Below are 19330 nucleotides of genomic sequence, written 5' to 3' on the forward strand. Positions count from 1 at the left end.
ATGGAAATCTGTGATAAGACAATTCATGAAATTAAGGGTATGCTGGCAAAAAAAGAAATTTTGCCGAGTGAAATCATGAAAAGCGCCCTTTCGCGCATGGAAAAAACCGGAAAATTCGCGTCTTTTATAAAAACATTTCCCGAAGAAGCCCTGAAATATGCCGAAGAACAGGATTCCGCGCCGCTTAAGGGTATCCTCTCAGGCATACCCGTCGCGATAAAAGACAATATGTGCATTGAAGGCAAAGAAACTACCTGCGCGTCACATATCCTGCGGGGTTTTGTCGCGCCGTATACCGCGACTGTTGTGCAGAGGCTTTTAAATGAAGGCGCGATTGTAATCGGTAAAACCAATATGGACGAGTTTGCCATGGGGTCATCAACGGAAACATCGTTTTTCGGCAACACATTAAATCCGTGGAATAAAGATATGGTTCCGGGCGGTTCAAGCGGGGGTTCGGCGACATCCGTTTCATTGGGGGAAGCGCTGGGTTCGCTGGGTTCGGACACAGGCGGTTCTATAAGGCAGCCGGCGTCACTCTGCGGTTTGGTTGGGTTAAAACCCACCTACGGGAGAGTTTCGAGGTACGGATTGGTGGCTTTTGCTTCTTCTCTGGACCAGATAGGGCCGTTCGCAAAGGATGTTGAAGACGCGGCGATATTATTAAAAGCGATAAGCGGATATGATGCAAAAGATTCAACTTCGGTTAATGCGGAAGTGCCCGATTACCCCGAAGAGATAAAAAAGGGAATAAAAGGGCTCAGGATAGGGGTTCCCGGGGAATATTTTTTAGAAGGGATTGATGATGAAGTCGGAGTCTGCGTTAGAAAGGCTATAAAAGACCTTGAACACTGCGGGGCCGAGGTGAAAAATATTTCCCTTCCCCGCACAGAGTATGCCGTGGCAACTTACTATATTATAGCTACGGCCGAGGCGAGTTCGAACCTTGCGCGGTATGACGGGGTCCATTACGGCCTGCGCGAGAAGGCCGGCAATATAATCGACCTGTATAAAAAGACCAGGAGCGCGGGTTTCGGAGATGAAGTGAAGAGAAGGATTATACTGGGCACATATGTTTTAAGTTCGGGATATTATGACGCGTATTACTTAAAAGCCCAAAAGGTGAGGACGCTTATAAAAGAAGATTTCTCAAAAGCTTTTGGTGAAGTTGACGTGATAGTAACCCCCACTTCACCTACGACGGCATGGAAAATCGGGGAAAAAACCGATGACCCGCTGAAAATGTATTTGTCCGATATATATACGATTTCCGCCAATCTTGCGGGTATCCCCGCCGTTTCGCTCAACTGCGGATTTTCCGCAGGCCTGCCTGTCGGGCTGCAGCTTCAGGCGGCGCATTTCAATGAGGCTGTGCTGCTGAGGACGGCTTATGCTTTCGAACAGATGAACGATTATCATAAAAAAAGAGCATTTTCCGAAAAGTAGAAGTATAAAGTGGCAAGGAGTTAAGTAAGTATTTTGAACGGATTCGGGAGCTGAATTTTTCTCTCAGCGACTGCCTCGGAATCCCGCCGCAGGCGGGATGAGAATGAGTGAAAAATATTTACTTAACTCAGTTTTTGAAGCAAGTGATTTATCCATGCAATAAGCGTTAACTGTTACAAAGGTGTTTTATGGAATATGAGATTGTAATAGGGCTGGAAGTCCATGTGCAGCTGAATACTCTCTCAAAGATGTTTTGCGGGTGTTCAACTAAATTCGGCGCCGAACCGAACACACAGACATGCCCTGTATGTTTAGGGCTGCCCGGCGTCCTGCCTGTGATGAATGAGGAAGCGATAAGGCTTACCGTAAAAACAGGCCTGGCTTTCGGGTGTAAAGTTTCTAATTTTTGCAAATTCGACAGGAAAAATTATTATTATCCGGACCTGCCCAAGAATTACCAGATATCCCAGTATGATAAGCCGTTGAATGTGGGCGGAAGCGTTCCCATAAGAATCAAAGGTGAAAAAAAAGCGATAAAACTTACCAGAATACACCTTGAGGAAGATGCGGGAAAACTGGTGCATAATATTTGCGGCGGCAGCGGCGTAGACCTGAACAGGACAGGATTGCCTCTTATGGAAATCGTGAGCGAACCGGATATCCAATCGCCCGATGAAGCATACGCTTATCTCGTTTCACTTAAGCAGGGGTTAAAATATCTCGGGGTTTCCGACTGCAATATGGAAGAGGGCAGCCTGAGATGCGACGCGAATATATCTATAAGGCCTAAAGGAGTGTTGCAATTAGGCACAAAAACCGAAATAAAGAATCTTAATTCATTTGCCAATGTTAAAAAGTCGCTGGAATATGAAGCAAAAAGACAGGAAAAGGCGCTTGGCGGCGGAGAAAGGATAATTCAGGAAACACGGCTGTGGGACGCCGTTAATAATAAGACAGTATCCATGAGAAGCAAAGAGGAAGCGCATGACTACCGGTATTTCCCCGAGCCGGACCTGGTTCCTGTTGTTTTGGATGATGAATATTTCCGGAAAGTTGCCGGGGAAATACCCGAGATGCCCGACATTAGATATGAAAGGTTTATTGCGGAATATAAACTCTCCGAATATGACGCCGGAGTTATGACAAGTGACAGGGATCTGGCGGATTTTTTTGAAGAAACATCAAAGCAGGGAGTTGACCCCAAAAAAGTCGCCAATTGGATTATGGGGGATTTTCTTAAGGAAATCAATACCGCAAAAGTCGGGATATGCGATGTTAAGGTAAAATCGCCGGATCTTGCCTCGCTGATAAAACTTATTGATGAGGGGACTATAAGCGGAAAAATCGCAAAAGATGTTTTTGCCGAGATGTTTGTATCAGGGAAAAAACCCGAAACCGTTATAAGGGAAAAAGGGTTAATCCAGATTTCCGATGAAAAATCAATTGAGGGGGTTATAGAAAGTGTATTGAAAAGCAATTCCAAGGTTGTGGATGATTATAAAAGCGGGAAAAAATCCGCGGCCGGTTTTATGGTAGGCCTTATAATGAAAGCAAGCAAGGGTAAAGCGAACCCGAAACTTGTAAATGAACTTTTGAAAAAAAAATTATCTGGACTATAATAGAAAAAGCGCAAAGAATTAGAACCACAGATAACTCAGATAGTCACAGATAAAGAGAATTAAGCACAGAAGAAATTTTGATAATTATAACTTTTTTGTATTTTTAATCTGTGTAGATCTGTGTCATCTGTGGTTAGTATAAATAATTAACTAAAGCCAAAGGATTATCAATGGCTCTATTCGGAAGAAAGAAAAGTTCGGCGGCTCAGGCGAAAAAGTCCAATATACCGGACGGCCTCTGGATAAAGTGCAAGGGCTGTAATGATACCCTTTACACCAAAAAACTGGATGAAAACCACAGGGTCTGTCCTAAATGCGCGTTCCATTATCCGCTCAGGGCTGCGGACAGAATCAGAATAATCGTGGATAAAGGGACATTCGAGGAGACAGATGCCGAACTGAGAAGTATAGATTCGCTTGATTTTTTTGATTCAAAAAAATATGAACACAGGATAACACAGGCGGAAGAAAAGACAAAAATGAACGAAGCTGTCGTGACAGGCACCGCCCGGATTGAAAAAATAAAAGTTGCCATAGGCGTCATGGATTTTAGTTTTATGGGGGGCAGCATGGGTTCTGTCGTTGGGGAAAAGATAACAAGGATTATTGAATTGGCGACAGATGAGAATCTTCCCGTTATTATTTTTTCGACATCCGGGGGGGCGAGGATGCAGGAGTCAACCCTTAGCCTTATGCAAATGGCTAAAACGAGCGCTGCTCTTGCGCGGCTTGCCGAAAAGGGGCTGTTCTATATTTCCGTCATGACTGATCCCACAACCGGAGGGACAACAGCGAGTTTTGCGTCGCTTGGCGATATTATCATAGCGGAACCGGGAGCTTTGATAGGGTTTGCCGGCCCGAGAGTGATAAAGCAGACCATCCAGCAGGAATTGCCGTCCGGTTTCCAGAGGTCCGAATTTCTGCTTGAGCACGGGCTTATAGATATGATCGTAAAGAGAGAAGATCTCAGGAAAACAATAGCTTCTATTTTAAAGTTTACCCTTAAATGACCTACCAACAATTTCTTTCTGAAATATCAACATACCGGAAGTTCGGTATAAGGTTAGGGCTGGAAAATATCCGGCGCCTGATGGAAGCGCTCGGTTCCCCGCAAAAAACCCTGAAAATTATACATGTAACCGGCACCAACGGCAAAGGTTCGGTTTCCAATTTCCTGATGACAATATTAAGCGCTTACGGGTTTAAGACAGGGCTGTTCACTTCGCCTCACCTGTGCTCGGTGGCCGAAAGGTTTATAATAAACGGCAGTCCTGTATCCCGCGAAAAAATCTCGGATGTTTACCGTCTGGTTAAAAAAGCGTGCGAAAAAATCGGTAAAAACCGCAATTTCAGCCCGACTTATTTTGAGATTATGACGGCAATGGCTATGGCGTATTTTAACCTTGAGAAAACGGATTACGTTGTTCTTGAGACGGGCCTGGGCGGCAGGCTGGATGCCACAAATATTTTTCCCGACATATTATGCGTAATCACTACGGTTGCGAAAGACCATACGGAACATCTCGGTGATTCCATTGCCGGTATCGCGTATGAAAAAGCGGCCATAATCAAACGGGGAAGCAAAGTTGTGATAGGTAATGTCCCGTCCGCGGCGCTAAAAGTTATAGAAAGAACGTGCAAGAAATTAAAGGTTTCCCCCAAAATTCTAGGCAGGGATTTTAAAGTGGATTTAAAAGAAACCGGGCTCAAAGGTTCAAAATTTGATTTTAATACGGGTAATTTAAAAATAAAAAATCTGGAACTGAGAAAGGCCATAGGCGCAAACCAGGTTGAAAACGCGTCCGTTGCCATTATGGGTATTAAAGAAATACTTCCCGTAGAGGAAAAATGTATCAAAAGCGTAAAAAAAGCATTCTGGCCCGGCAGGTTTGAGATTTTGCGCAGGAAGAACGGCACAATTGTGATTGATTGCGCCCATAATCCCCATGGAATGCGGACATTCAGGCGGAATATGGAGCTTTTCGGCAAAAAAACGAAATTTGACCTGGTATTCGGTGTTTTGAAAGATAAAGATTACAGGAAAATGATAAAAGAAATCCCTTTTGAGCGTTTTAATTCCGTTACTGCGGTTGTTCCTCCCGTTCCCGACAGGGCGCTGAATGCCGGGATTCTCGCCGGAGCATTAAGGAAAGAGAGCGGAGGCGTTTCCGTAAGGGAAGGGGAATCTTTGGAAAAAGTGATAAAGTATCATTTGAGCAGAAAAACAAATATTGCTGTCGCGGGGTCGCTTTTTTTAGCGGGGGAAACAAGGAAAATACTTAAATTATGCATGGGAGAATGATTCAAATATGCAGCGCCGCTCCCAGTAATATCCCCTCATCCGAAACAGTTATTTCATCTATCCCGAACGTGTCCATTATACAGAGAAGGATTAATGTCCCCGCGCCTATTATGTCCGCCCTTTCGGGTTCCATGCCTTTTATCCGTTTTATTTCTTTAAGCGTGGATGAGGAGAGTTTTTTGAATATGCGTGATATTTTTTCTTTTGAAAGCATGTAACCCTGGACTTTTTTCCTGTCGTAACTTTTTTTGCCTATATCTATCGAAGCGAGCGTTGTGCATGTGCCTCCGATGGCCGCGCATTTCCCGGGAATTTTCAGGGTTTTCGGCTTCCTTATTTTTGATTTGATGAATTTGACGGCGTTTTCAACGGATGTATCTTTATACGGGAATGAGTTTAAAAAAAATTCCCTGAGGCTTACGCATCCCATATCGATGCTCCTGATGTTTTCGGGCGATGATCCTATCTCGGTGCTCCCTCCGCCTATATCTATGAAAAACATTTTTTTCGCGCCGAGCGATTTTTTCGCGCCGCAAAACCCGAGGAGGGCTTCTTTTTTTCCGGAAACAACATTGATTTTCGCGCCGATAAGGCGTTCCGCTTTTTTCAGAAACAGGAAAGCATTTTTTGCCGTCCTTAAAACTTTTGTTCCTATAGCTTTTATTTCAGGCCCGTATCCCGATGTCTGTTCCATATATTCTTTCAGGCAGGCAATGGTTTTTATGATGCCCGCTTCCGCGATGACGCCTGTCTTAACGGTGCCTTTCCCAAGGCGTGTAATAGTGGCATCAGACTTGATAAGCCGCATATCTTTTTTGCGGTAAAGCCCGTATCTTGTGGAATTGGTCCCGATATCTATAACAAGGATATAATCTTTTTTCATAAAGCTATGATAGCAGATATGAGAGTATAATTTAATTGAATAATAAATTGAATAACAAAATCATTTTTTTGGAAATAGGAAATTGAAACCGGGCCGTTCCGCCTCCGGCGAAATTCCGCCAAAGAAGGGATACTCTTAGTAATCCATTGATATAACGCAAGATATAAAATAATTGTTTTTATATTTGATTCAGGTATAATGTCAGCGTGGAGTGAGATAATATGAAAAATGTCCCTTTGGTTTCTTGTTGCTTTATCGTCTTTTTACTGCTTATTTTATTTCCCGCGGCGATTCTTAATGCGGAAGGATTGGGAGTCGGCGACCACAGCAACATAATTATAAGCGTCGGAATTGCCATATTGGCCGCTACCATCGTGGCTTATATCGGTTATCTTCTGAAACAGCCTTTAATCCTCTCATATATAGTCGCCGGCGTAATAATCGGCCCCGGAATCGGATTCGGGCTGATCAGGGATATTAATGAAATTGAGACTATATCGCGTTTCGGGCTTATACTCCTCCTGTTTTTAATAGGGTTTGAGATTAATATAAAAAAATTAAAAGGGTCCGGTAAATCGCTGTTAGTCAGCGGCTTCACGCAATTTCCCCTGACATTTATCATCGGCGCCGGATTCTTTTTCCTGCTGGGATATGTATTTGACGGCGGAAAATACGGTCTTTTCTACCTTGCCGCCTGCTGCAGCCTGAGCAGTACCGCGATAGTCGTCAAACTTTTATACGGGAAATTCGAACTGGATACGCTTGCGGGAAGGATATCGCTGGGCATCCTTGTGTTCCAGGACATATGGGCTATTGTGTTGCTGGGAATACAGCCGAATCTGGCAAGCCCGGATGTTTTTCAGATTCTCTGCTCTTTCGGCAAAGGTATTTTCCTCATCGCTTTTACTATGCTTATCAGCAAATATATTTTACCGCGCATATTCAAGTCGATAGCGAAACTGCCCGAACTGGTCCTGGTATCTTCTCTGGGCTGGTGTTTTCTTGTCTGCGGGATGGCGTCCATTTTAAATTTTTCGCTTGAAATGGGAGCTCTGATAGCGGGTATTGCCATATCCACATTCCCTTATAATCTTGATGTAATGACCAAAATAGTCAATATAAGGGTTTTTTTTGTAACGCTTTTTTTTGTTTCACTGGGCATGCAGGTTCCCAATCCTTTTGATAACCCGTCCGTCCTTTTAATAGGGGCAGTCGTATCGGCATTTTTAGTGGTTTCCCGTTTTCTGTCAATATTTCCGGTGCTCTACCTGTTGAAAAACGGCTTGCGGGTCAGTCTGTTGACTTCCTGTAATTTATCGCAGATAAGCGAATTTTCGCTGGTTATAGCTTCTCTCGGGGTAACGGCCGGACACATAAACCGCGACACGATGTCGGTTATAATATTTGTTTTTGTCATAACATCGAGCCTGTCAACTTATATGATTAATTATAATGATTCAATCCAGAAATTCCTGGCCTCGTTTCTGAAAAAAGCCGGCTTGAAGGATATCCGGTCCGCCGAACAGCAGGATGCGGACGCGGGAGGCAGGGAAATAGCCCTGCTCGGTTTCCATCAAACCGCGAGTTCCCTGCTCCATGAATTATTATCAGGCAGCCGGGGGAGCGGACAGGACCGTCATTTCAAGGATAAGATCGTAGTCGTTGACTTCAATCCGGAAATCTATGAAGCCCTCCGGAGCGCGGGAATCAAGGTTGTTTACGGGGATATAAGCCATTTTGATACGCTTCACCGCGCGGGAATCCATGATGTTAAAATAGTGATATCCACAATACCCGATACGATATTGGTTGGAACCGATAATTTAAAAATTATCAAACATATAAAAAATATCTGCCCTCAGGCGAAAATAATAGTAACGGCTGAAAATATTGATAAGGCATTGAAAATGTATGAAAGCGGGGCGGATTACGTTTTTATCCCCCGGATCCTTGCCGCGAAAAATATTATGGCGATTATTGGCATGATACTGGACAATAAACAGGACCAGATGTCGGTTATCGCAGCCAGAGAAGTCGAAATGCTGAAAAGCAGGGCCGAAATTCTCTAAACAGCTAAACAGGGACAGACACCAATTTAAATAGGGACAGACACCCTATTTCTTAAATCCTCTCTTTTGCCTGGTTTTGGGAGTAAATTCCAAGACGTTCGGACAATACTTGTTCCGTCCCGCTGTCGGCGGATAAAAAAACTGCCCTGTACCATGCAGGATACAGGACACCTCACCAGATAGAACCTATGCTTGTCTTTATAGAACGTATGTTTTAAAATCCTCTTTGGCGCTTGCACCGAACCCTGTGTGGTCCTGAGCTTTTTTGAACAATAGAAAATAGAAATTGGACCGCAATTGAGTTTTTCTAATGTTCTGATGATCTATTGCTCAATTGCTCTGTCCCGCCCCGAGGAATTTGTAAAATTCCCGGGACTAAAGTCCTTGGAATCTTTTAGATTCCTAATGGCCGCTGGCGGGACTGGTGGAGCCGATGGGAGTCGAACCCACGGCCTCTAGAGTGCGATTCTAGCGCTCTTCCATCTGAGCTACGGCCCCATTAATCCAGGAAAAGAAATATAATATAAAACATAAAGAAGGACAAGCACAAGTTATTTAATAACTTTGATTTTGCGCGTGTTTGATGTATTATTTTCTGATAAATGAGCAAGGTTTTACATCTATTTTTTCTTATGTTTCTTTTTGCTGAGACGATGGCTTTTTGTGAGAAGAAAATCGTTATTGTGCCGGATGAAGAAACTTTCCTTTATTACCTCGGCGAATGGTCGCCCGAAAATAAATTCCCGGTTTTTATCGGCGAAAGCAGGTATTCGCAAAAATTTATTTCCGCATACAGACCCGATATCGTGGAAAAGGCGGGCAAAAGAAATGTGGGAGGCGTAACGGCAGATAATATTTTCAGGGCGTTAGCCGCATCACTGACCGGAAAAAATATAAGAGATATATCTCCGGGTGAAGGTTTTAAAATGTATTATAAACTGCTGGAGAGAGGGAAACCCGTTGACGGAATAGTTGTTACAGGCCGGAGCTCGAAAGAATTAATGGCCGGAGTAGCCCTTGCCGCTTTTTACAAACAGGATATTTTTATGTTCGATTACGGCCGGACAATGGACGATAAACTCACATTCGATGAAGTTGACTCTTTAAGGAATTCCATTCTTCAGTTTATCAGGGATCGGGGATATACGTATTCGGGGCGTGGCGGCATTGAATATATTACGGTTGCGGAGGATCTGCCTTATATTTACGAGCGCAGTATGAGTGTTGATGATGCCGTAGGGCGCGAAAAAATGACGGATTCCGATGTATACGCTTTTGTCGGCAGGCTTGTTGAAGTCGAAGAAGGGGCTTCTTTATATCAGGCGATGTGTTCTCTGTTTCTTGAGGCGGAAAAATCACTTTTCTTTGATTTGTGGTCTCCGGACTGGAAACTTCAGGCAGGCTATGGGGCATGGATGTTATTTGATAAAATGGTCACCCTGAATATTTCCGCCCCGCGGGCGGATGTGGGTTACTGGAAGAGCATTGTCAGAGACGGGTTAGCGGCGGATTTTGTATGGGTCAATACGGGCGGAGGTCCCCGTGACTGGGGCGGAAACGGAACTCCGGATGATATCCCCTCGTGCGGTCCCTGTTGTGTTTATTTTGCGCACAGTAATTCCGCGCGTGATCCGAGGGATAAAGATACCATATGCGGAAGATGGCTCAGCCAGGGGGCCTATTTTTATGTGGGGTCTGTTTTTGAGCCCTACGCCCAGTCTTTCCAGTTTTCTTATTACGCCGTAAAAGACCTGGTGGAAGGCAAATCATTTGGACAGGCTTTCCAGACAAAAAGAGGGCTTTTCAGAGGAAGGTTTGACATCCCGTGGAAGCATATTTATATAGGAAATCCGAGAGCGCGCCTTGTTATTAAGGACAATACAGGCGAACAATACCTCATGTTTAAAGAAATTTTTCTGGAAGTAAAAAGAGGAAATTTTTATTCGGCGAAAGATATGCTGGAAAATTCCATTCCCGGTTTTTCGGATCCGTATATAGTTTTGCAATCGGAAAATTTTCTTAAAGAGGTTTATTTTTTTGATTTCTGCAGAGGAGTGGATTCTTCAATAACTCTTGCCGGCGAGAGTGAAATAAAGCAATGGATGTTAAATTTGTCGCCCGATATTATACGTAAAAAGAACCGCCTGTTATCAGAAAAAGGGGACATGTTCATATTTTATCTGAAAAACAGGTATTACAGTGTAGAGAATGCCGTTTTAAGAAAGATGATAAGCTCTCAGATTTATGAAACCGAAAATTACCTGCGGTATATTAAGGGTATTTATGTTTTCGGGCCGTTTAGAGACCTGTCCGGCGCGGAAGCCAATATTTCCAGGGTGGATAACCTGATGAAAATGGCGGCGGGATATGATATATGGGGGAGAAAACTGATTCTTCCCGCGGAAAACAGGGTATATCTTCTTAAAACGGATGTTTATTCGCGTAAAGACTGCGCGGTAAAAATAAAAATTGACGGGAGCGCGGCGCTGAAAGCTTTATATGTCAATAATAATAAAGTGCCCGATATTTCGGCTTTTTATATCAAAAAGGGAAAAAACAGGATTTGTTTTCTGGTTGAAACGCCGGAAAACAAGGAAAAAGCGGGTTTCGGCTGTATTATTTCGGATGTGAAAGGCGGATATTTGCCGGATTTGAAATATTCAAACTGAAAATAAAAACGGGGGTGTTTAAATGACGGATAAACTTTTGAAAACACTTGTTAATATCGATGATCTCGGCCCCATACTGGTGAAGATATCTTTATGGGCTGCGCTGGTAATGGGTGTGTTTTTTTTATTCTATACCGCGAATTTCAGGGGTCTGGACACGGAAGATTCGATGGAATGCGCGCAAATCGCGAGAAATATCGCTTCGGGCAGGGGATTCACGACAGATTTCATTACCCCTTTATCGTTAAGTTATTATAACCTCCTGAAGGATACCGGCGATACTTTGCCGGAAAATTTTCCGGACCTTTCGAACCCGCCTTTATACCCCCTTTGGCTTTCGCTGATTTTTTCGTTTCTGACCCCTTCAATGACATTTAGCGGTTATGCCGCGCACGCGGACAAGATAGTGTCTTTACTGGGTTCGGGAATATTTTTTATGGTAACGGCCATTCTGGTTTACTTTTTCGCTAAAAAAATGTTTGATAAAAAAATAGCGTATCTGAGCCTCTTGCTGTACATCGTCTGCCTGAACCAGCTGAAGATCGCCATAAGCGGCGATTCTCTATCTATGCTGGCTTTTCTTACCACGGCCTTTTTGTACTCTTTATATGCGACTGACGGGAAAAATATCATACCTGTGGTTTTCGCGGGTGTTTTTGCCGGGCTGTGTTTCCTTTGCCGTTACAGTTTCGGCATCTTTGTATTTCCTGCTTTGGTTTATTACGCGGTTTCTTTCAGGCAGAAAAGAGCGGTGTTTTTATCAGTATTCATTTCAGTGTTTATCGTGACGGTTATGCCGTGGCTTATACGAAATGCCGTTGTAGCGGGCAACCCCTTTTTTTCCCTGGGGACATATAATCTTTTTGCCTATACCAACGCGTTTCCCGCCCATGAATATATGAGAAGTTTCAGCGCGGAAGCCTTGTCAAAGGCGGTGAGCCTGTCCGATGTGATGGGGAAAACCGTAACGGGACTGAAGGCCGGCTACCTTTCATTGATTAATTTATCCGATAATTTTCTGATATGCTTTATCGTTGCGGCGGTGTTCTATTCGTTTGCTGACAGGAAGATCAACAGGTTCAGGCCCCTGGTGTATTCTTTGTTTGTGTTTGTAATCATTGCGGCGGCCGCATTTTTCCCGTCGGGGAATAATTTGTCGGTTTTCGTGCCGTTTTTTGTGATAATTTCCTCCGGGTTTTTTGTGAAAGCCTTATGCGATTTTAATAAGCCTAAGATGCTGAAATCATGGGTTGCGGTTATTGTTATGGTAGTGATTTTTATATTGCCTCCTTTTATTTTCTCCATAACCAGAAAAAACAGGTCTTTGCCATACTATATATTCAATGATAAGAAAACCGGCCTGGTAAATGCCGTTACCGAAGCAATGGGGAAAATCCCGGAAGATACACTTATTGTTTCCGACGTCCCCTGGGCTGTCGCCTGGTACGGGAATGTTAAAACGATATGGCTCCCCTGGGATATAGGAGAATTCAGGAACCTTAGCGAAAAAGGTTATAATATGGAATATGCCTTTTTTTCTTCAATGCTTTTAAGTTATCCCAATATGCCCGAGTGGAGGAATATTTTAATGGGAAGAATTCCTATAGAAACAGGTTTTAAATACGGCAGGGCCGTATCGGAAAACCCTTTAAATGTCGTGTTAAGCAGGTATCCTTTTAAAGAGGATAAAAAATAGCATTCGATGAATACGGGAAAAAACATAATAAAAAAATATCTCCCTGTTATTATTTTGTTTATTTCCGTGGCGTTTCTTTATTGCAAGCCCGTGGTCTGGATGATAGGGACATGGAACGATAAATATGTAAGCCACTATACTCCGGGGCCATGGATATTGTTCCTGTCCTTGTGGGTTGTTTATTTGAAGCTTCCCGAGTTGAAAAAACTGACGGCGGAAGGCGACACAAGAGGCCTTTATATCATAATCTTTGCTTTTTTGCTTAATCTGTTTGCTCTCAGAACCGATTTAAACAGAATTTCCCTGGTTTCCCTGATAATTTTCTTTTTCGGTTTTGTGCTTTACTTTTTCGGTAAAGGCTTCCTGAGAACCCTTTGGTTTCCCATAACTTATCTTCTTTTTATGGTGCCGATGGGGTTTCTGGACTCTATTGCCGGTATGCCTTTAAGGTTTTTCGTTACGGATGTCAGCGCCGCTTTCTTTAAGATGATAGATTCGCTTGATTATGTTAAGGGGACGGTTGTATGTTTGAAAAATATCGGGCCTTTAAACATAGATGCCCCGTGCAGCGGTTTGAATTCCATGATATCACTGGCGGCGGTCGGAGCTGTTTTTGCTTATTTGACCCAGAAGACAATTTTCAGGAAGTGGTTTTTATTTCTGCTTTCTTTGCCGATAGCCGTTACAGCCAATATAATCCGCGTGGTTCTTATAGGTATGGTAGCGCAGGGGATTAGCCCGGAAATAGCGCTGGTTAAACTTCATTATTTTTGGGGATTTTTTGTCTTTGCGCTTGCGTTGGCGATGTTTATACTTGCGGGATATTTAATCAGATGGAAAACAGGAAAATAATAATTTTGATTTGCATAAGCGTTGCCGCTGCGGTGGCCGGTTCATTTGCCGGCAGAGTTTCCGTTGAGCCTTCACCGGATGTTACTCCCGGTATCGTTCCCGAGCAAGTCGGCGTTTGGAAATCTTCTGATATAAAGATGAATGATATAGAGAGGGAACTTCTCCCTCCCGATACTGAAATGGTGAAGAAATTATATGCCGGTCCGGAAGGCAGGGAAATCTTTGTAAATATCGTAATAAGCGGGAAGGACAGGAGAAGCATCCACAGAGCCGAAGTATGCCTGCCTTCACAGGGGTGGGTTATCACGGGAAGGGAAACAGTTTTTCTTTCATATGAGGATTGCGCGGGAAGGCGGAAGACCGCTGATGTTCAAAAGCTTTCGGTTATCGCCGGTAAAAAAAGTATTGAAATAAATAGTCTTGTTTTATATTATTACATAGGTGGAAACCGGGTAACGGGCAGCAACCTGAAAAGGATATTTTTCACCGTTTACGACAGATTATTCAAAGGCAGGCAGACACGTTGGTCTTATGTGGTTATTTATATGCCTGTTTATAGAGGGGAAAAAGACACCTTGTATATTCTGGAAGATTTCTTTAAACAATTTATGGCTGATATGGATAAAAACCGCGGAGGTATTTAATGCTAAGATATATTAAGTATGCCGTTTTCATTACACTTATTGTAATGTTAAACAGCACATTTACATGCGCTCTTGATAAAGAAGAAGTAATGACACAGGGCCAATTTGCGAGGTATCTTGTTAACGCGCTTGCATTGAACGAACAGCTTCCGGCGGCTCCGTCAACACAGGACTATTTCAGATTGCTCGAATCCCGCGGCGTTACTCCTCCGGGGGGCTTTGATGCGGAAAAGGTGTTGACCAACAAAGATATGGTGATTCTGCTTGAGCGCGCTCTGGGCCTTGAAAAAGAAGTAATCAAAAAGCTTACAGAGGGCGGAGAGGCGATTCCTTCCGCGGATAAACTTTTTGCTTATGTTGTGGATGTTCAGGGTGATGTTGAGATAAGAATAGGCCAGGGCCAGTGGATACCAGCAAGAAAGGGAATAAGGCTTAAAGAGGGCGATGCTATCCGGACAGGGGAAAATTCCTGGGCTGCTCTGGGAATAGGGAAATTAGGAGCGGTAAAGGTTAAAAGCGATTCGGAAATAGTTCTTCAGGAATTAAGTTTCAATCCGGACAAAACCGAAAACGTGTTTATTTATCTGCAAAGGGGCGATATGCTTGTAAATGCCGGCGATTTGAAAGAAGGCGCCAGGTTTGAAGCGGCGACCCCCGTTTCCGTAGCCGCCGTAAAAGGAACGGTCTATACTTTATCTTATAACGGCCAGAGTATGCAGATTCAGGTTACCGACGGAACAGTTACAGCTTATGCTCTGGATTCCAGCGGGAACCCTGTCGGCGACCCTGTTGAGATAAATATTAATGAGTTCTTAAATCAGACGGGAAATCAGCCCGCGGGCGGAACACAGTCATTAAGCCAGGCAATGGCTGATGCCATTAATTCCGAAGCAGGGAATCTGCAGAATATGGTAGAAGCGGCTTTAGGAATTGCAATCGGCCAGCTGACGGCAGGCATGACGCCGGAAGAGGCGCAGGCAGCCATTGAGCAGGGGCTTGATATCGCCATTCAGGCCGCGATGGAAGCTCTTGCTGAGATCGGGGTTCAGGTTGAAGGGTCTCCGGACATGCCGGTTACTTTCGGACAAGCGCTGCAGATACTTTCGCAGGGGGGCAGCAACCTTGAGACACAGACTAATTATGAAACGCCGGCTACGCCGACATAAAATGTGATTATTTAAAAAACGGCATAACGGGAGAAAATAAAAAATGCGTTTAAAAATTGTTATATTAGCTGTAATTATCGGGCTTGCAGGTTGTTGTTCATATGTGTCGGCATGGGACATTTTAGACAGAAATGATTTTTTCACGCCGTCGGTAAGGTTCAGGACCGAATATGACGATAATATTTACACTACAGAAGATGATGAAACGGCCAGCTGGAAATTTATAGTTGAGCCGAAAATCGAACTTAAATTTGATTTTCCGCAGGATGTGGTCAGCCTGGATTATAAATTCGGATACAGGTATTATACACATAGCCCTCATGGGAAAGACCACGAATTTGACCACAATGCCAATTTTAGCTGGTCCCATGAATTTGACCCCAGGTGCACGCTGTTTCTCAAGAATACCTTTGTTTATGACCAGGAACCCGAAGCAGTCGATAACAATGTTGTACTGCAGAGGGAAGGTAATTATTATTACAACAAAGGTTCCGTCGGGCTTGCTTATAATATGACTGAAATGTTTGTGATAAGGCCCCGCTATTACAATGAGTACCTGCATTATGTTGATGATTTCTATGAAGACCAGTATGACAGGTTTACTAATGCTGTGGGAGCCGATATTGATTATCTGATGAATCCAACAACTTCCCCTTACGCCGGATACCTTCTTCTCCGCACCGATTGGAAAGAGAACCATGACAGGGATTACTGGTCTCACAGGGTTTACGGCGGAGTGAAGCACAGGTTCAGCAAGATGTTTTATATTGACGGTAAAGTAGGGTATGAATACAGGGATTTCAAAGGTTACGGGAATTTTGATTCGCCTTTCGCCGACATAAGCCTGACCACCACTATTTCACCTATGACTAATTTTACTGTCGGTTATTTTATCGAGATAGACAACCCGGCCACCGGAGATTATAAATACCAGCAGAGGCAAAAAGCGTATCTCCGCGCGGAACATAAATTTACGCGCAGGCTGGCTGTTTTTGCAAGAGGTTCGTATGACCACGGGCGCTATAACAGAAGCAGCAGGATCGCGTCAGCCGCAAGAGACGGCAGGCAGGAGACATGGGAAGCTGCCGTCGGCTTAAGTTATGAGTTTAAAGATTATCTTTTTGCGGAAGCAGGATATAATTATATTGATGTTGATACTGATGTATCCACCCCGTATGACCGGAACCGCGTCTATATGGGTGTAAACCTTATTTTTTAACGTTATTTTCAGTTGATAACCGGAAAACAAAAAAGGGGTATAAAACATTACCCCTTTTTCCATGTAAAAGCGTAATTCATGAAAAATGTTGAAGATAAACACCTTTTAGATTATTGGAGAATTGTCCGCAAGCGTAAAGGTCTGATATTAGCCACGGTGTTTATTGTCACTTTTACGACCGCACTTGTTTCATTCATTATGACACCCCGTTATTATGCATCCTGTAAGATCAGGGTGGTAAAACAAAAACCCGCGGTTGATGTCTACGGCAAACAGTATTCCATGATGTCGGATTATGACCCTATTTTCTTCGGGACACAGTCTGAATTGATACAAAGTGAGCCTATCCTTCTTAAGGTGATAGATGAACTGGGCCTCGCGAAGCGGTGGTTTGGAGCCAGAGACGATTTTAAGGAATTGGGGAATAAGTTCGCTTTAAAAAGAATGAAATACCATCTCCGTGTCAAGCAATTCAGGGGAACGGATATAATTGAAATAATATTTGAGGATTATGACCAGGAAAAGGTTTCCGTAATAGCCAATACCATTGCGAATGTTTTTCGCGATGAAAGGCTTCGTCTGATGCAGGAAAATGTTAAAAAAGGGCTCGATAACCTTTCTGAAAGCCTTAATAAGTCTTTACAGGAGCTTGCCGAGACCGATAAAGAACTTGAAGACGCTAAAAAACGGACAGGACTTGCGTATTACCAGGGGGTTAGCATAGACAAGCAGAAACTGACTGAATACAATGATGCTTATATTCAAGCGCAGATGGAAGCCGTCCTTAAGAAAACAGAGATGGATGAACTTACGAAACTTTCCCCCGAAGATCAGCTTTATACCCTTTCTGTCGGAGTCAGGGGAAATGCTTCACAGAACCTGGCAGTTTTGAAACAGCGCCTGGCGGAAGCCAGTGTCGAACTTTCCGTTCTGCTTGAAGATTACGGCGATAAGCATCCTCTTGTTATGCAGGGAAAAAGCAAGATAAAGGAGATAGAGGATAATATCGCGAAAGAGATTCGCGGGATTATTAACGGGCTTAAAACCGAGTACGAAGTCGCCAGAGTCAGGGCTGAAGAACTGAAACATGTTCTGAAGACTGTAAAAGAAGAAGATCAGGTGCTTGATGAAAAACAGCTTGAAGTGGTAGCCCTTGTCAGGGAAGTGGAAACAAACAGGGAAGTATATATGACGCTGAAAAAACAGCTTACCGAGGAAACAGTTATCAAATCTCTCCCTGTAAGTTATGTCGAAATCGTTGAACCTGCCGTGAGGCCCACAATTCCGTCCAGGCCGAAGAAAGCTTTGAATATAGCTCTCGGACTGCTGTTCGGACTTGTTCTGGGGACAGGGTTTGCTTATTTTATGGAGTATCTCGACACAAGCATAAAAACCGTAGACGATATAGAAGAACTTTTAGGATTACCGATCCTGGGTGTTATCCCGCAGAAAATAAAGATACTTTTTGAAGAAAAAAGAAATTCCCTGAATTACGAGTCTTACCGTATTGTCAGGACAAATCTTGACCTCATACTGCAAAAAAACAATTATAAAGTCATTACGGTTACGTCTGCCGGAGCAGGGGAAGGGAAATCGACGACTGTAGTAAACACGGGAATAGTTTTGGCAAGAGCCGGGAAAAAAGTGATTATACTGGATACGGATATCAGGAAACCCAGGATAGCGTCGTTTTTCAACGCGGCGGAAACAGAAGGGATGGTTGATATCCTGAAAGGGAATATGCCGCTGGATAAGGCAATCAAAGATACCCGGGAAGAAAATCTGAAATTTATACCGTGTGGCAAATCATCATCCGGTTTTGTAGGTCTGTTGAATTCCCGGAAAATAAAAGAGTTTGTTTCAGACCTGAAAAATAAATTTGATATTATTCTTATGGACGCCCCGCCTCTTATAGGCGTGAGTGACTCTTCCATACTCGCGAACGAAAGTGATGCCGTAATTTTAGTCATCCAGCACAGAAAATATCCCAAAGATATGACTAAAAGGGCTGTTAAAACTCTGCGCAATATGGGCTCGAATGTAATAGGGGCCGTTCTTAACAATATTAATTTTGCGCGTGACGATGATTACTATAAGCACTATGCGTATTATTATCATGATAATGAGAATGAAAAAAGCTGAACTTATTATATTAATCATGTTATCTTGCTGTTCCGCTTTCGCGGCGGATATGCAGACTCCTCCGGGTGTTTCTAAAACGGACAAATCCAAAACTGTTTCGGGCGGCGACCTGAACCATGTTATAAAACCGCGTGATGTGCTTGAAATATCCGTCTGGCGGCATGAAGACCTGAATACTGTGCAGGAGGTTTCCCCGTCGGGAGAGATTAATATGCCTCTGCTGGGGGAAATTAAGGTTCAGGACATGACGGTCCAGGACCTTAAGAAACACCTTGAAAAACTGTATGAGGACGGTTATATCAAAAACCCGTATGTAACGGTTATAGTGCAGGCAAAGACCTTCTTTGTTATGGGAGAGGTAAAAAGGCCGGGAAATTATACACTCCTGGGTAAAATAAATATTTTAAGCGCTATAACCATGGCCGGCGGTTTTACCGATTTTTCCGATGAAGGGAAAGTTAAAATCATTAAGGGAACCGACAAAGAAACGGTAGTGGTTAATGTCGGACGCCTTATAAAACACAATGAAGATGCCGATAAGTATATGATCGGCCCCGGCGATGTTATTAATGTGCCTCAAAGCTTCTGGTAAGATTCTAAACCGTGAATACCTTTAAACCTGC

General features: G+C 43.5%; 14 protein-coding genes and 1 tRNA gene. 13 read left to right on the top strand and 2 right to left on the bottom strand.

Annotated features, from left to right (window positions below):
* The 4 genes from gatA (at nt 1) to M0R36_06585 (ending at nt 5367) form a co-directional block, all read left to right on the top strand.
* Nucleotides 1-1446 carry an Asp-tRNA(Asn)/Glu-tRNA(Gln) amidotransferase subunit GatA gene (gatA, locus tag M0R36_06570; protein MCK9555462.1) on the top strand — a complete coding sequence of 482 codons (1446 nt, stop codon included), beginning with the start codon at nt 1-3 and terminating at the stop codon, nt 1444-1446.
* A 188-nt stretch (nt 1447-1634) separates the two neighbouring features.
* On the top strand, nt 1635-3065 hold the full coding sequence (gatB, locus tag M0R36_06575; protein ID MCK9555463.1) for an Asp-tRNA(Asn)/Glu-tRNA(Gln) amidotransferase subunit GatB: 1431 nt from the start codon (nt 1635-1637) through the stop codon (nt 3063-3065).
* A 170-nt stretch (nt 3066-3235) separates the two neighbouring features.
* Entirely contained in the window at nt 3236-4075 is an 840-nt protein-coding gene (gene accD, locus M0R36_06580) for an acetyl-CoA carboxylase, carboxyltransferase subunit beta (protein ID MCK9555464.1), read from the top strand.
* Nucleotides 4072-5367 (top strand): bifunctional folylpolyglutamate synthase/dihydrofolate synthase, encoded by a 1296-nt coding sequence (locus M0R36_06585; GenBank protein MCK9555465.1) that lies wholly within the window; start codon nt 4072-4074, stop codon nt 5365-5367. Before accD ends, M0R36_06585 begins: the two co-directional genes overlap by 4 nt.
* Before the next feature lies 1 nt (nt 5368).
* Here the strand turns inward: M0R36_06585 and M0R36_06590 are convergent, their stop codons facing one another.
* The gene (locus M0R36_06590; GenBank protein ID MCK9555466.1) at nt 5369-6250 is read right to left on the bottom strand and encodes a hypothetical protein; all 882 of its coding nucleotides are present in this window, start codon (nt 6248-6250) and stop codon (nt 5369-5371) included.
* Nucleotides 6251-6471: 221 nt separating this feature from the next.
* On the opposite strand from M0R36_06590, the gene M0R36_06595 reads away from it, so the two are divergent.
* Complete coding sequence (locus tag M0R36_06595; GenBank protein ID MCK9555467.1) at nt 6472-8319, top strand: cation:proton antiporter; 1848 nt, start codon at nt 6472-6474, stop codon at nt 8317-8319.
* A 422-nt stretch (nt 8320-8741) separates the two neighbouring features.
* Here the strand turns inward: M0R36_06595 and M0R36_06600 are convergent.
* Nucleotides 8742-8817, bottom strand: a tRNA-Ala gene (locus tag M0R36_06600).
* Between the two features lie 134 nt (nt 8818-8951).
* On the opposite strand from M0R36_06600, the gene M0R36_06605 reads away from it, so the two are divergent.
* The 8 genes from M0R36_06605 to M0R36_06640 all read left to right on the top strand — a co-directional run bounded on the left by M0R36_06605 (nt 8952) and on the right by M0R36_06640 (nt 19299).
* Nucleotides 8952-10988, top strand: coding sequence for a hypothetical protein (locus M0R36_06605; GenBank protein ID MCK9555468.1), 2037 nt, complete (start codon nt 8952-8954; stop codon nt 10986-10988).
* 22 nt (nt 10989-11010) lie between these two features.
* Nucleotides 11011-12684 carry a glycosyltransferase family 39 protein gene (locus tag M0R36_06610; GenBank protein ID MCK9555469.1) on the top strand — a complete coding sequence of 558 codons (1674 nt, stop codon included), beginning with the start codon at nt 11011-11013 and terminating at the stop codon, nt 12682-12684.
* Nucleotides 12685-12690: 6 nt separating this feature from the next.
* A complete protein-coding gene (locus M0R36_06615; GenBank protein ID MCK9555470.1) occupies nt 12691-13536 on the top strand; it encodes an exosortase/archaeosortase family protein in 846 nt (281 codons plus the stop codon).
* Nucleotides 13518-14180 carry an EpsI family protein gene (locus M0R36_06620; GenBank protein ID MCK9555471.1) on the top strand — a complete coding sequence of 221 codons (663 nt, stop codon included), beginning with the start codon at nt 13518-13520 and terminating at the stop codon, nt 14178-14180. Before M0R36_06615 ends, M0R36_06620 begins: the two co-directional genes overlap by 19 nt.
* On the top strand, nt 14180-15346 hold the full coding sequence (locus M0R36_06625; protein MCK9555472.1) for a FecR domain-containing protein: 1167 nt from the start codon (nt 14180-14182) through the stop codon (nt 15344-15346). The genes M0R36_06620 and M0R36_06625 overlap by 1 nt, the downstream gene beginning before the upstream one ends.
* Nucleotides 15347-15389: 43 nt before the next feature.
* Nucleotides 15390-16565: an outer membrane beta-barrel protein gene (locus M0R36_06630; protein ID MCK9555473.1), complete on the top strand. Its 1176-nt coding sequence runs from the start codon at nt 15390-15392 to the stop codon at nt 16563-16565.
* A 78-nt stretch (nt 16566-16643) separates the two neighbouring features.
* A complete protein-coding gene (locus M0R36_06635) occupies nt 16644-18707 on the top strand; it encodes a polysaccharide biosynthesis tyrosine autokinase (protein ID MCK9555474.1) in 2064 nt (687 codons plus the stop codon).
* A complete protein-coding gene (locus M0R36_06640; protein MCK9555475.1) occupies nt 18694-19299 on the top strand; it encodes a polysaccharide export protein in 606 nt (201 codons plus the stop codon). The genes M0R36_06635 and M0R36_06640 overlap by 14 nt, the downstream gene beginning before the upstream one ends.
* The last annotated feature ends 31 nt before the right edge of the window (nt 19300-19330 follow it).

It is taken from the genome of bacterium (genome assembly GCA_023228325.1).
Taxonomy (GTDB): Bacteria; Auribacterota; UBA6266; order UBA6266; family UBA6266; genus UBA6266.

Excerpts from the sequence above, each read along its gene's own strand:
- gatA (MCK9555462.1), top strand. The coding sequence starts at position 1 with ATGGAAATCTGTGATAAGACAATTCATGAAATTAAGGGTATGCTGGCA.
- gatB (MCK9555463.1), top strand. The coding sequence starts at position 1,635 with ATGGAATATGAGATTGTAATAGGGCTGGAAGTCCATGTGCAGCTGAAT.
- accD (MCK9555464.1), top strand. The coding sequence starts at position 3,236 with ATGGCTCTATTCGGAAGAAAGAAAAGTTCGGCGGCTCAGGCGAAAAAG.
- M0R36_06585 (MCK9555465.1), top strand. The coding sequence starts at position 4,072 with ATGACCTACCAACAATTTCTTTCTGAAATATCAACATACCGGAAGTTC.
- M0R36_06590 (MCK9555466.1), bottom strand. The coding sequence starts at position 6,250 with ATGAAAAAAGATTATATCCTTGTTATAGATATCGGGACCAATTCCACA.
- M0R36_06595 (MCK9555467.1), top strand. The coding sequence starts at position 6,472 with ATGAAAAATGTCCCTTTGGTTTCTTGTTGCTTTATCGTCTTTTTACTG.
- M0R36_06605 (MCK9555468.1), top strand. The coding sequence starts at position 8,952 with ATGTTTCTTTTTGCTGAGACGATGGCTTTTTGTGAGAAGAAAATCGTT.
- M0R36_06610 (MCK9555469.1), top strand. The coding sequence starts at position 11,011 with ATGACGGATAAACTTTTGAAAACACTTGTTAATATCGATGATCTCGGC.
- M0R36_06615 (MCK9555470.1), top strand. The coding sequence starts at position 12,691 with ATGAATACGGGAAAAAACATAATAAAAAAATATCTCCCTGTTATTATT.
- M0R36_06620 (MCK9555471.1), top strand. The coding sequence starts at position 13,518 with ATGGAAAACAGGAAAATAATAATTTTGATTTGCATAAGCGTTGCCGCT.
- M0R36_06625 (MCK9555472.1), top strand. The coding sequence starts at position 14,180 with ATGCTAAGATATATTAAGTATGCCGTTTTCATTACACTTATTGTAATG.
- M0R36_06630 (MCK9555473.1), top strand. The coding sequence starts at position 15,390 with ATGCGTTTAAAAATTGTTATATTAGCTGTAATTATCGGGCTTGCAGGT.
- M0R36_06635 (MCK9555474.1), top strand. The coding sequence starts at position 16,644 with ATGAAAAATGTTGAAGATAAACACCTTTTAGATTATTGGAGAATTGTC.
- M0R36_06640 (MCK9555475.1), top strand. The coding sequence starts at position 18,694 with ATGAAAAAAGCTGAACTTATTATATTAATCATGTTATCTTGCTGTTCC.